9 protein-coding genes are annotated in these 13,486 nt (G+C 66.9%); 5 read left to right on the top strand and 4 right to left on the bottom strand.

Annotated elements, in window-relative coordinates; translation table 11 throughout:
• Positions 1-18: 18 nt before the first annotated feature.
• Both U5768_RS10880 and U5768_RS10875 read right to left on the bottom strand, forming a co-directional pair.
• Positions 19-6,054 (bottom strand): MG2 domain-containing protein, encoded by a 6,036-nt coding sequence (locus U5768_RS10880; RefSeq protein ID WP_415913878.1) that lies wholly within the window; start codon positions 6,052-6,054, stop codon positions 19-21.
• Positions 6,055-6,370: 316 nt separating this feature from the next.
• A complete protein-coding gene (locus U5768_RS10875) occupies positions 6,371-7,159 on the bottom strand; it encodes an SDR family oxidoreductase (protein ID WP_322030387.1) in 789 nt (262 codons plus the stop codon).
• Positions 7,160-7,269: 110 nt separating this feature from the next.
• On the opposite strand from U5768_RS10875, the gene U5768_RS10870 reads away from it, so the two are divergent.
• The gene (locus tag U5768_RS10870) at positions 7,270-7,833 is read left to right on the top strand and encodes a TetR/AcrR family transcriptional regulator (protein ID WP_322030386.1); all 564 of its coding nucleotides are present in this window, start codon (positions 7,270-7,272) and stop codon (positions 7,831-7,833) included.
• A gap of 84 nt (positions 7,834-7,917) precedes the next feature.
• Here the strand turns inward: U5768_RS10870 and U5768_RS10865 are convergent, their stop codons facing one another.
• A complete protein-coding gene (locus U5768_RS10865) occupies positions 7,918-8,235 on the bottom strand; it encodes a DUF4148 domain-containing protein (RefSeq protein WP_322030385.1) in 318 nt (105 codons plus the stop codon).
• A 263-nt stretch (positions 8,236-8,498) separates the two neighbouring features.
• Between U5768_RS10865 and U5768_RS10860 the strand changes: the two genes are divergently transcribed.
• Positions 8,499-9,893, top strand: coding sequence for a selenium-binding family protein (locus U5768_RS10860; RefSeq protein WP_322030384.1), 1,395 nt, complete (start codon positions 8,499-8,501; stop codon positions 9,891-9,893).
• 14 nt (positions 9,894-9,907) lie between these two features.
• A complete protein-coding gene (locus tag U5768_RS10855; protein ID WP_322030383.1) occupies positions 9,908-10,549 on the top strand; it encodes a hypothetical protein in 642 nt (213 codons plus the stop codon).
• A 9-nt stretch (positions 10,550-10,558) separates the two neighbouring features.
• Here U5768_RS10855 and U5768_RS10850 read toward each other — a convergent pair whose 3' ends face one another.
• Positions 10,559-11,419, bottom strand: a complete 861-nt coding sequence (locus U5768_RS10850) for an oxidoreductase (RefSeq protein ID WP_322030382.1) — start codon at positions 11,417-11,419, stop codon at positions 10,559-10,561.
• A gap of 218 nt (positions 11,420-11,637) precedes the next feature.
• Here U5768_RS10850 and U5768_RS10845 point away from each other — a divergent pair, with 218 nt between their 5' ends.
• On the top strand, positions 11,638-12,495 hold the full coding sequence (locus U5768_RS10845) for an NADPH-dependent oxidoreductase (protein ID WP_322030381.1): 858 nt from the start codon (positions 11,638-11,640) through the stop codon (positions 12,493-12,495).
• A 58-nt stretch (positions 12,496-12,553) separates the two neighbouring features.
• Entirely contained in the window at positions 12,554-13,465 is a 912-nt protein-coding gene (locus U5768_RS10840; protein WP_322030380.1) for a 2-dehydropantoate 2-reductase, read from the top strand.
• The last annotated feature ends 21 nt before the right edge of the window (positions 13,466-13,486 follow it).

Below are 13,486 nucleotides of genomic sequence, written 5' to 3'. Positions count from 1 at the left end.
GCAGCGCGATCGCGCCGTTCATTGCGCCGCCTTCACGACCACGGCGGCATTCGGCGCGACGCCGAACGTGGCCGGCGCGTAAAGCGCCTCGACGCGCGTGGGCGGCATTCCGAACGTGCCGACGTTGTTCAGGCGCACTGTGTACTCCACCGAAATCTTGCCCTTCGGCAGGAACTCGTAATACGCGCGATAACCGTCGAAGCCGCGCTCGATGAATGCGGGCCACGGGCCGTTCTCGTCCTGCTTCTCGCCCTGCGTCGCCACGGCCGAATCGCGCCCGAGCCCTGAACCGAGAATCGTCGCGCCCGCGGGAACCGGATCGTTCACCACGACCCACGTCATGTCGGTCTGCGCGTCGATGTCCAGACGCACGCGCACGACGTCGCCGCGCGAGTACACGCCCTTCACCGCGGCGCTCACCGGCGTGACGGTCTTCGCGATGCGATAGCCCGCCGCGAACGGCGCGCGCAGCGCGACCGCCGCGAGGCTTTCCACGGTGGCCCAAGGTTTGCCGGTTCCCTCCTGAGTCAGCGTGAGGGTCGCGGCGCCGTTCTGCGCCGGCCATGCGAGCAGCGTGCTGCGCGCAGGCGCGTTTCGCGTCGCCGCCGTGGCGCCGCTCGCGCTCGACGCCGGTTGCGCTGCGGCGTTCCAATCGACGAGGAGAGAGCTATCGCCAAGCTGGAGCTTCGTCGCGCCCGTCACCGGATCGCGCTCGAACGCACGCGAAAAGCGCTCGACCGCGAGCGACCCATAGGCGTTCGCCGTTGTCGTACTCCATGCGCCGTTGCGTTGCATCGCTAGCAGCCCCGCCACGAGCCGCGGCATTTCCTCCTTCCACGCCGGGTTATCGACAAACGCCAGCGCGAGGCGCGCCGCGTTGACTTCGCTGCCCGTCATGAGCCACCACAAGTCGTCTTCGGCTGCGGTGGAGAACGTAAGCTGCGTGCCCTGCCACGTGAGACGCGCACGCAGGATCTGATCGAGCTGCGCCAGCTTCTCCGCGCGATCCGGTACGTCGCGCATGCGCGCGAGACTTTCCGCGTAGTCGATCACCGCCGAAGTGGGCCACTGGTTCGGCGCGATTTCGATGGAGCCGAACTGGCGTGCGTTCGCCGCGCCGTAGCGCGAAAGCGCGTCGATGGCGGCGAGCTTGCGCAGATCGAGGTCGCGGCGCGGTGCCCACGAGTCGCGCTCGATACGGCCTTCCACGAAACGCGTGAGGCCTTCCACCATGCGGCTGCGCAAGGCGTCGGGAAGCGCGAAGCGCGGGTCGAGCTTCGACGCCTCGTCGCTCGCCGTGAGCAGATACGCGGTGAGCGCGGTGCTGCCACGGCTCGCGCTGTCGTCGGCGGGCGGGAAATAGTTCGCGAGGCCGTCGCGATCCAGATACACCGGCATGCGCGCAAGCTCCGCCTGCCAGCGGGCGGCGTCGCGCAGACCGATTGCAGTCGACGTCTGCTGCTCGAGGCAGGAATACGGATAGCGCGTGAGCCAGCGGCGCACGCCAGGCAGGCCGTCCGCGAGCTTCGGCTGCAGCGACACCGCAATGCCGCCGCGCACGGCGCCTGCATGCGTCGCGCTCGCATTGGCCGGCGGCGCGACGGGAATCGACAGCGTGCCGTCCACCTGTGCGAGCGTGGCCTGCTGCACCGTCACGGGTATCGCCGCGCTCACCTGTTGCGCGAGCTTCACCGCGTCCGCGGCATGCGGGCCGCCCTGCTCCGCCGCGTTCACGTTCCACACGAGCGCGGGCCGCTGCGCTTCGGCGAGATCGTCAGGGACCGCGACGGTCCACGCAATCTCGCGCGACGAGTTGGGCGCGACCTCCACGGTCTGCGCCGCGAGCGCGAGCGGCGGCACGTTAGGCGTGACCAGCACTTTCATCGCGCGCGGGGTCGTGTTGCGCAGCGTGAATTGCGCGCGGAAAGTGTCGCCCTCGCGCACCTGCGGCGGCAGGCCCGGGATCAGTTGCAGGTCTTGCGTACTCTCGATGCTCGCGCTACCCGTGCCGAAGCGCGCGACTCCGCTCGCCGCGATCGCGACGATGCGAAAACGCGTGATCGAGTCGTTCAGCGGCACGTCGACTTGCGCCATGCCCTTCGCATCGAGCGTGACGCGCGGATTCCAGTAGAGAAGCGTGTCGAAGAGTTCGCGCGTCGCGCCGCGTCCGCCGCCGCCGCCCGCGGGGACCGCCTTGCGCCCGAAGTGGCGGCGTCCGACGATTTCCATCTGCGCCGTGGCCGTTTCCACGCCGTAGGCGCGCTGCTGCAGCATGGCGTCGAGCAAGTCCCAGCTACGGTTGGGCATGAGTTCGAGCAGCGCTTCATCCACGGCCGCCACGGCGATCTGCGTACCCGCGGGCACCGGCTGGCCGCCCGGAAGTTGCACGCGCAACTGTACGTGCGACGTCGAGCGAACCGCATAGCGTTTCGCGTCGGGCGTCACGGTCACGGCAAGGCGGTGCGCCGCGTCGCCCACGCGGATTTGCGCGAGACCATAGCGGAAAGCGGGCTTCGACAGATCGACGAGCGGCGTGGGCGCCTCGTACTGGCGGCCTTCGTACCAGAACGCACGCGCCCATTCGAGCGGCGCTTTCCAGCCCCACGTGAAGAACGAATACCACGGCACTTCATGAATGCGCCCGCGCAGCGCGAGCACCGAAACGTAGACGTTCGGCCCCCACGTGTCGCTCACTTTCAGTTCGATGGTCGGGTCGCGCCCGTCGATCTGGACCACATGCGTTTCGATAATGCCCTCGCGTTCCACGGCCACGAGCGCCGTCGCGAAGCGGAACGGCATGCGCACCTGGAAGCGCGCGGTCTCGCCGGGTTCGTAGCTCGTTTTTTCCGGCAGCACGTCGATCCGGTCCGTGTTTTCGCTGCCGAACCAGAGTTCGTCCTCGCGCGTGACCCAGACCGAGGTGGTTGCCGTGGACGCATGGCCGTCACCGTCGCGCGCCGTGGCCACGAGCTGGATGTTGCCCGCTTCCTTGAGCTTCGCGTCGCACGTGAGCAAGCCGCGATCGTCGCTCGTGCCGCTGCACAGCGTGCCGAGATCGCGCGTTTCGGTGTGGTTGTCGTAGGCGTAGAAGCCGCCCACCATGCGCTTGCGCGAAGTGGTCGTGATCTTCGCGACGCCGCGCACCTCGAGCTTCACGCCCGCGTGCGGCTTGCCCTGGAGGTCGAGCGCAATCGCGGTGACGGGAACCGTCTTGCCCACCGAAACCCACTGCCCGGCCTTGATGCCCGCCGCCACGGCCGCCGGCCAGAGCGTGGCCGCGCCGCTGATGGTCTGCACTTCGCCGTTCGGGTCCGCGAAGGTCGCTTCGAGCGCAAGGCGCCTCGGTGCCTCCACGCCCGGCAGGTTCTTCAGCACGAGCGTGCCCGCGCCGTTGCGGTCGAGCGTGAGGGGCTCCTTGTCGGCCACGAGCTTCGCGACCTCGTTGTCCTCCTGCGGGCCGCTTTCCTCGTCGTCGGACGCGTTGTCGGCCTGGCTGCCCTTCACGTACGGCGCGAAACTGAAATCGCCATAGGTGCTTGCGAACGACGGCGTCGTGTCCTTCACGAGCGCCGAAACCTGCACCGGCAGACTCGACGCCGCGCCGCCCGACACATAATCGATCTGCACCGCGACGCTCGCCTGCGTGGCGGCAACGAGCGGCGACGTCTTCTCGTTTTGCACGGCGATCGTGCCCTTGAGCACCGGCAGGCGGAACGCTTCCACACGGAAGCTGCCGCTGTCGTAGCTCATGTGGATCGTGTCGGCGCTGTTGTCCGCACTGTTGTCCGCGTCATCGCTGCTTTCGGCTGGCGTGCCCGCGTTTGCGTTGCCGTCGTCGAGCGATACATCGTATTCGCCAAGCTTCGCTTCGGGCGGCAACGTGAAGGTCGAATCCGCCGTATGGTCGGCGGCCCAATTGAGCGGCAGATGCCAGGTCTGCCCGCTGCCCGCATGACGTATCGTCACGCGCGTGGGGTACTGCTGCGGGAGGGCGAAGCCATGCATCGTCTGCGCGCGGATGAAGTGTTTCATCGACACCGTTTCGCCCGCGCGCAGCAGCGTGCGGTCGAACACCGTATGCGCGCGCACCGTGGGCTCGATGCTCGTGTCGGTCGGCACGTTGAAACGCCACGATTCGATGCCGCGATTCCAGTCCGACTGCACGAACGCCATGTCGGGGCCCGTTTTCGGATCGTCGATGCGCGCCGAAACGAACAAGCCGCCGTAACTGTTTTCGCCGCAATCGCCGCGATTCGAAAGCGGACCGTTGATCATCAGGAGTCCATGAGAATCCGTTTTTCCCCTGGCGAGCGTTTCGCCATTGCAATCCGATACGTGCACGTCGGCGCCCGCCACCGGCTCGCCCTTGTCGAGTGTCGTAACCCACACCACGCTGTTTTCGCGGCCCTGCTTGAAGTGCACGCCGAGATTGGTGACGAGTACGGTCGTGCGCACGTACATCGGCGCGGGCTTGCCAAGCAGGGAAGCGCCGAGCGAAGGCGAAGCGAGTTCGATCACGTAGAAACCCGGCTTCGGCACCGGAATGCCCACCACCTCGAAAGGCCGCAACGCCTTGGGATCGGCTTTGGGCAGCGCGAGCGTCTGCACGCCGGGCTGGCCGTCGAGCAGCGAAAGCGAGCGCACGTCGATGACGCGTGCGTTCCCGTCATCTGCTTCGCCAGTCGTGCGCGGAATCACCACGGGCGACTTCGCGCGCGCGAGCAGCCCCGGCATCAGCCTGTCGATCGACGCGGCGCTCATGCCGTAGCTGTCGAATTGATCGACGAGGCGCATCCAGCGGCGCATGTCGGCATCGGACTGCACCGCGAGTCTGGCGAACTTCGCCTCGCCCGCGTTGAGTCCCTGCACGTGCAGATCGGCCTCGACGTTGCGCAGCGTGACCGGCACGAGCGGCGGCACGCCCGGCTCCGCATAGCGCTCGATGATGCCGAAGGTCGACGACGGGAATTTCGCGAGCGGCGGCATCGGCGCGGTGGCCGTATGCAGCGGGAAAAGATCGGCGTTGGCGAGCGCGCGCCCGCTCACGTCCTTGAGGCCGGCGGGCGCGGCGATCGTGAGCGCCGCATGGTCGGGCAAAGGCGCGGCGAACGAAATCGAACTGACTTCGTTGTCCTTGTCATTGGCCGTGAAAGTCGGCGCGACTTCGCCCTTCGGTCCTTGCAGACGGAACTTCTGCGCGTCGGCGCGCGCAATGGGCGCGCTCAGATCGATGCGCACGGGCCGCAGCGGCGTGCAGGGCGCCTTCGCATTCTCGCGCTCGCAACTCATACTCGCGGTGAACGGCGCGCGCACCGTGAAATCGAAGCGGCGCTCCACGTCGTTGGGCGTGCCGTTCGGTCCTGCCACGCCCTTTCCGTACACGAGCTGCATCTTCGCGCTCGCGGGCAGCGTTTGCTGGCAGGCGAGCGTGAGCACGCTCGCGCTCTCTTTATCGAGCCGGAAATGTTTGAGCAGCGCGGCGCGCGTAGCCGTATCGACAGGCTGCACCGGAATGCGGTTGCCGAGTCCACCCGACTCGCACCACACGTGTTCGCGCACGGAAGCCGGCGTGGCGGGGCCATTGAGCTTCAGCACGAATACCTGGTTTTCCTCAATTTCTCCACCATAGGGCCGCACGCTCACTGGAAACGGACCGCCTGTGGAGAACGTGAAACGGGACGAGCCCGTAACTGCGTTGCCCGCCTGCGACTTGAGGCCGTCGACGAGCGTGACGCTGCACTGCACGTCGGGCGGCAGATCCGCCGCGAAATCGTAGGCCCACGTCTTGCCGTCGATCCAGCGGCCCTGGCCCGCGCTGGCCGCCGCGCTGCTGCATTGCAGGCGCGCGGGGTCTTTCGCATCGGGTGCGCCGAACGCCACCATGGCTTCGTCGAACTTCACCACCACTTGACGCACCTGCGCCACGGTCCCCTGGGGCGACACGCTCACCGCCCGCGCGGCATAAGCGCGCCATGCCCACGCCATGCATAAGCCCAGCACCAGGGCAAGCGCCAACGTCCACCAACCGCCAGTTTTTCGTGTTATTCGCTGCATCGACCGGTCCTCGTTTGCGCGCGCGCCGCCCCGGCCAGCGCCGGGCGGCGTGCGGTGAATGGTACAGTGCGCCGGGCGCTCGCGCGCCGGGAATGGCCGCCCGCGCCCAAAGCGGGCGCCGACGCGGCAGCATGCCGCGACCCGGCAATGGGCGATATCGGAAATCGCTGAATTTGCAGATGGGTCCGGGCAAACGAGGACTGCGGGAATACGCCAACCGGGCTCACGGACGCGAGCCGGAAAAATGCGAGGTAAAGGCAGAATAAAAACGCGAGCGGCCAGATGCCGCTCGCAATACGCCGGGCTAAGCGTCGAACTATGTGGCTTCGCGATACCGCGCCGCGGGCTGGGACTGGCCAAAGTTCGCAAACATCGCTAACCGCGCGGTTTCGTAAGCGTCCCATTGCTGCGCATCGGGCAGCGGCGGAATCGTCACCGTCTCGCGCCGGTCATAGCCCACGAGCGCCGCGTCGACGAGGTCGTCCACTTCCATCACGGCCGCCAATGCGTTCACGTCCCTGCCCGAGCGCTCCCAGATTTCGGTACGGGTGGCGCCCGGCACGACGGCCTGTACGTACACGCCGCTGCCGCCGAGTTCGAGATTCAGCGCCTGCGAAAAGTACAGCACGAATGCTTTCGTCGCGCCGTACACGCTCGAACGAAACTCAGGCGCAAGCCCGATGACCGACGCGACATTCACAATCGCCCCGTTGCCCTGGCGCGCGAAACGGGGCGCCACGGCCGACGCGAGGCGCGCAACCGCCGTGACGTTCAGATCGACGAGGCCGCCCACGGCGTGCGGCGCCTGCTCGACGAACGTGCCCGGCAGGCTCGCACCCGCGTTATTGATCAGCACTCCGATTCGTTCGTCTTCGGCAAGGCGCGTTTCCAGCAGCGCGAGGTCGGCATGCGAGGCCAGATCGGCGCGAACGATTTCCACGTTGACGCCATCGCGCTCGCGCAGGCGCGCGGCGAGCGCTTCCATACGGGCGCGATCGCGCGCTACCAGCACGAGGTCATGCCCGCGCTTCGCAAAGCGGTCGGCGTACACGGCGCCGATGCCCGTGGACGCGCCAGTGATCAGGACAACAGGTTTAGCAGACATCGACACTTCTCCTTGAGAATTCCGTTTACATGATGAACGTCATGTAAACGGAATCATGATGATCAACATGTATAATGTCAAGCGTCGATGGAAGGAAAACGGAGAGAACCATGCGGGTCAGTCGCGAACAGGTGGAGTTAAACCGCCAGCAGATTCTGGAAGCCGCTGGCCGGCTCTTTCGCGAGCACGGCTACGATGCGGTGACCGTCGCCGACGTGATGAACGCCGCGGGGCTCACGCACGGCGGGTTTTACGGCTATTTCAAGTCGAAGGACGAGTTGATCGCGCAAACGCTCGCCCACGTCTTCGCGCAGGGCGAAAGCGGCGATTCCGATCTGGCGCGCTATGCTTCGCGCTATCTGTCCGCCCAGCATCGGGACAATGTCGCGGGCGGCTGCCCGACTGCCGCGCTCGCTACGGAAACGGCGCGGCAAACGCCCGAGGCGCGCGCCGTCATGACGGCAGGCCTGGAGCGTCAAATCGAGCGCTTGAGCGGGGGCGCGAATGGCGCCGGCGCCGCGGCGGCGCGCCGGGCTGCGATAGGCGGCTGGGCCGCCATGGTGGGCGCGGTCGTGCTTGCGCGGCTGAGCGACGATCCCGCGCTATCGAATGAAATCCTCGAATCCACACGGGCATGGATTGGCGAGCGCGAAACGCGAGCAAGCGGAAAATGATTCAGCCCGCGCGGCGCTTTCGCGCCATCGCGGGCTGATATTCACTGTGCGGCACAAAGCGGATTCATACTGCGGTCGATCACCTCAATGCGCGTTATACACGGGCGGCGAATAGCTGCTCACCGCGCCATCGGTACGCGAGCCGCTTTGCGAGGAGCCGCTCGTGGCCGGTCCGTATCCGCCGCCGTCCTGCGCGTGCACGCGCGCCTGGGCGCGTTGCAGATCGTCGGGGTAATACAGATCGTTTACAGAAGGACGATAACCTGCGGCTTCGAGTTGCACCAGCTCACCGCGTACCTGCGCACGCGTGACAGGACCATTGCCGCCTTGCGACTGCGCGAATGAAATGGCCGGCGCTGCAAGCACGGCAGCAATCGCAACGGCCTTGATTAGCGTTCTCATGACTCACCTCCAGTAACTTGATCGAATCGGCGCAGTTGCTTGTCTGCATCCGTTGAGTACAAGTCTAGGAACGTTAGCCTTGCGAATAAATGCTGCAAAAGCGAATTGACTATTCTCGTTGCGCAGATAATCGCTTCATTGCTGCAATGCATAAGCTTCTATCCAGATGGAATATGGAGCATCTGTGCAACGCACTGTTTCGCTCTGATGCATGATAGGGGCTGTTGCGAATCTTCCGAATATCTTCGTTTGAGGGGGCAGCAATGGCGACCTGGCAACCAGACCCGACCTTCTACCCGTCCGCGCGCATGGCAGGCGACGCCCCGCCGGAAACCCTGGCGTACGTCGCCAGCTTCGACCCCACGCGCAGCGTACCCGATTCGCTCGACGTGGTCGATCTGGACCCGCGCTCGCCGGACTTCGGACGCATCGTGCACCGGCTCGCGATGCCCAACGTCGGCGACGAACTCCATCACTTCGGCTGGAATGCCTGTAGTTCGTGCCTGTGCCCCAACGCCCCGCACGCGCATTCGGAGCGCCGCTATCTCATCGTGCCCGGCCTGCGCTCCTCGCGCATTCACATTGTCGACACGAAGCCCGACGCACGCCAACCGCACATCGCGCGCGTGCACGAACCCGAAACCGTGGCGCAGCGCGCGGGCTACACGCGCCCCCACACCGTGCATTGCGGACCGGACGGCATTTATGTGACCTCGCTTGCGAACGCGCAGGGCGAGGCGCCGGGCGGCGTTTTCCTGATGGATCACGAGAGCTTCGACATTCTCGGCCAGTGGGAGATCGACCGCGGTCCGCAACAGCTTGCCTACGACGGCTGGTGGCACCTTGGCTACGACACGCTCGTGACGAGCGAATGGGGCCTGCCCGCGACCTTCGAGAACGGTCTCGTGCCCGAAGTCCTGCTCGGCGGACAGTACGGGCATCGCCTGCACTTCTGGGACCTGCACACGCGCCAGCACAAACAGGTGCTCGATTTCGGCGCGGAAAACCAGCTCGTGTTCGAACTGCGCCCCGCGCACAACCCCACGCGGCCCTATGGTTTCGTGAATTCCGTCATCAGCCTGAAGGACCTCTCGGCCTCGATCTGGCAGTGGTATCTCGACGGCGACCAGTGGGCCGCGCGCAAGATCATCGAAATTCCCGCCGAGCCGGCCGATCCCGAGCATCTGCCGCCCCTGCTCAAGGGTTTTGCGGCCGTGCCGCCGCTCGTCACCGACATCGCGCTCTCGCTCGACGATCGCTTCCTCTATGTGGCGTGCTGGGGAACGGGCGACCTGCGCCAGTACGATGTGTCGGACCCGGAGAATGCGCGCTTGACGGGCTGCGTACGCATCGGCGGCATTGCCGCGCGCGCGGCGCATCCTCTCGCGCCCGAACGGGCGCTGAACGGCGGCCCGCAAATGGTGGAAGTGAGCCGCGACGGCCGGCGCGTGTATTTCAGCAACTCGCTGTATGGCGCCATCGACCCGCAGTTCTATCCCGAAGGCATCGACGGCTGGATGGTGAAACTCGACGCCGCGCCCGAAGGCGGCCTCGAATTCGACGAGCGCTTCTTCGTCGAATGGCCGAAGTCGCACCGGCCGCATCAGATACGGCTCGAAGGCGGCGATTGCTCGTCTGATTCGTACTGCTATCCATAAGCGCGGAGCGTCGTATGGAGGAAGTCTTCGGCGTGCACTGGGGCGCCTGGGCGGCCGTGGTGGGCAGCGGCGTCTTTCACGGCGTGAACCCGGCGATGGGTTGGCTCTTCGCGACCGCGCTCGGCTTGCAGCGCGGCAGCCGCGCGGCGCTGCTGCTCGCGTTGCCGCCTATCGCGCTCGGCCATGCGGCTTCGATTCTGTTGTTCACGAGTTCCACGGCGGCGCTAGGCGCGCATCTGCCGGGTGCGGCGCTGCACTGGGGGCTGGGCGCGCTGCTGATCGCTTGGGCAGCGTGGCAGCACGCGTATGGGCACCGGCACCGCGCGCGCGTGGGCATGACCGTGGGGTTCGCCGGGCTCGCGGCATGGTCGGCGTTGATGGCCACGATGCACGGCGCGGGACTCATGCTGATGCCCGCCCTGCTGCCGCTGTGCGGTGGCGCAAGCGGCGCGGCGAGCGTTGCGAACCCGCTTGCGCTTTCACTCGCGTTCACCGCGCTGCATACGCTCACGACGCTCGCCACCACTGCCGCGATCGCGCTGCTCGCCTACGAGTATCTCGGCCTTGGCGTGCTGCGGCGCGGCTGGATCAACTTCGACTGGCTCTGGCGCGGGGCGCTGGTGGCAACCGGCACGTTGATGATCGCGACGGCGTGAGCCGCCGGCTCAGCTCCCGGCCGGATAGTCCGTGCCAAGGCTCAGTTCGCGCCACGCCTCGATATCGGCCAGCGCCGCGCGCAAGCGGTTCGCCACCGCATCCACGCCGAACGCGCCGAGCACGAGATGGCGCGGCGGCTTTTCCGTTTCAGCGATGCGTATCATCGCCTGCGCCGCGCGCGCCGGATCGCCCGGTTGTTGCCCGCTGCCTTGCGCCGTGCGCTTCATGCGCGCGCCCGCCGTTTCTGCGTAGTCGTCGATATGGTTCGGCGTTTGCACGAGCGAGCGGCCCGCCCAGTCCGTGCGAAACGGCCCCGGCTCCACGCAGGTCACCTTGATGCCGAGCGGGCCGACTTCCGCCAGCAGCGCATCGGAGAATCCTTCGACGGCATGTTTCGAGGCCGCGTAGTAACCCGAGCCCGGAAAACCCGCGAGTCCCGCTACCGACGTAATGTTGATGACGTGGCCCTTGCGGCGCGCGCGCATGCCCGGCAGCACCGCGCGCGTGAGCGCGAACAGACCGAATGCGTTGGCATCGAACTGCGCGCGAATCTCGTGCTCCTCGCCCTCTTCGATCGAACTCTGATAGCCGTAGCCCGCGTTGTTGACGAGCACGTCGATCGCGCCGAACTGCTTCTGGGCGGCCGCGACGGCAGCGTCGATCTGCGCGGCGTCGATCACGTCGAGCGAAACGGGCAGCAAGCGATCGCCGGCATCGGGCGCGAGATCGTCGAGCGCCGCCTTGTCGCGCGCCGTGGCTACGCAGCGCCAGCCGCGCGCGAGCACGGCGCGGGCAAGCTCGCGGCCAAAGCCGGTCGAACAGCCGGTCACGAACCAGACCGGCGACGCATTCGGAGAATCAACGGACATGGGACGGCCTCGCGAAAGAAGGGGCAGACAACGCTGCCGAAAGCAGGGGAACGCGCAGGCTCAGATGATACCGGTCACGCGCGAACTCTGCTGGCGCGCCTCGGGGCTCCGTCGATGGCCGCCCTGCGCCAATCGCCCGACCCATGTACCATACGGCGCCTGGCGCCCCGAATTTCAGCGCGGCCCGATACAACGTCATTTGCCGGAGAAGAAAACCGATGTCTACCGTCACCACGCCCGCACAACCCGCCGCCGATATTGCCGATGCCATGCGCGCCCTCGAAACGCGCTACGGCACGCCGTGGTCCGCGCCGCTGCCGGCCTGGAACGATACGCTCGACACGCTGCTCGCGCACCGCTCCGTGCGCAATTACGCGGACCGTCCGCTGCCGGAAGGCACGCTCGAAACGCTGATCGCCGCCGCGCAATCGGCCTCGACCTCGTCGAATCTGCAAACGTGGAGCGTGGTCGCCATCGAGAATCCCGAGCGCCGCGCGCGCCTCGCCGAGCTTGCGGGCGGGCAGTCGCACGTTCGCGCCGCACCGCTCTTTCTCGTGTGGCTCGCGGACCTCTCGCGGCTCGAAGCAGCGGGCGGGCGCAGTGGCGCGAGCGTCGAAGGTCTGCACTACATGGAGACGCTGGTCGTCGGCATGATCGATGCGGCCCTCGCCGCGCAAAACGCCGTGGTCGCGCTCGAATCGCTCGGCATGAGCGCCGTGTATATCGGCGGCATCCGCAATCAGCCTGAACAGGTCGCCGCGGAACTGGGCCTGCCGCCGCGCGTTATGCCCGTGTTCGGCCTGTGCGTGGGATATCCCGACGAAACGCGCCCCGCCGATGTGAAGCCGCGCTTGCCGCAAGAGGTCGTGCTCCATCGCGAACAATACGATGCGGCTTCGCAAGTGGGAGCCATTGCTCAGTATGACGAAGTAATGGGCGGCTTCCAGACCGCCCAGGGATTGGGCGCCGCCGGCTGGACGGCTCGCTCGCTCGCGCGCTGGCGCAGCCGAGAATCGCTGCACGGCCGCGACCGTCTGCGCGACGCGCTTAACGCGCTCGGCTTCGAGCTGCGCTGAACGACGCCGCTAACTGGCAAGGACAACGGAATAGGTACGCCACACAGGAGAAACGCAAATGAAAGTCGCCGTCATGGGCGCAGGCGCGGTAGGCTGCTTTTACGGCGGCATGCTCGCGCGCGCGGGACACGATGTGGTCCTGATCGGCCGGCCCCAGCATGTCGAGGCTATTACGCGCGACGGGCTGCGCCTCGAAGCCCAGCAGTTCGACGAACGCATCGGCGCGCCGCATCTCACGGCGAGCACCAACGCCTCGGCGGTCGCGGGCGCGGACCTCGTGCTGTTCTGCGTGAAGTCCACCGACACCGAAAGCGCGGGCGCCGCGATCCAGTCGCATCTGCGCGCCGATACGCTCGTGCTCACGCTGCAGAACGGCGCCGATAATGCGGAGCGTCTGCGCAGCGTGATCCCGCAAGACGTAGCGGCCGCCGTGGTCTACGTGGCCACTGAAATGGCGGGGCCGGGCCACGTGCGCCATCACGGCCGCGGCGAACTGGTGATCGAACCTTCGCGCGCGAGCGACGCCGCCGCGCGCGCGCTCATCGAGGCGGGCGTGCCCACGGAAATCTCGCCCAACGTGCGCGGCGCGCTCTGGGCCAAGCTGATCGTGAATTGCGCGTACAACGCACTCTCCGCGATCACGCAATTGCCCTATGGGCGCCTCGTGAAGGGCGCGGGCGTGAGCGAGACGATGCACGACATCGTCGGCGAATGCGTGGCGGTTGCGCGGGCCGACGGCGTGACGCTGCCGCCGGACATCGACAGCGCGGTGCCACGCATCGCGCAGACCATGCCGGGCCAATACTCGTCCACGGCGCAAGATCTCGCGCGCGGCAAGCTCAGCGAAATCGATCACCTCAACGGCTATGTCGTGAAACGCGGCGTGGCGCTCGGCGTGCCCACGCCTGCGAATCGCATGCTGCAAACGCTGGTGCGTCTCATCGAGGACAAGGCGCGCTCGGCGATCTAGTCAACCACGCGGAAGCGGCGG

The organism is Paraburkholderia sp. J76 (assembly GCF_905220295.1).
Lineage (GTDB): Bacteria > Pseudomonadota > Gammaproteobacteria > Burkholderiales > Burkholderiaceae > Paraburkholderia.
This window is presented reverse-complemented; position numbering and strand designations above follow the sequence as displayed.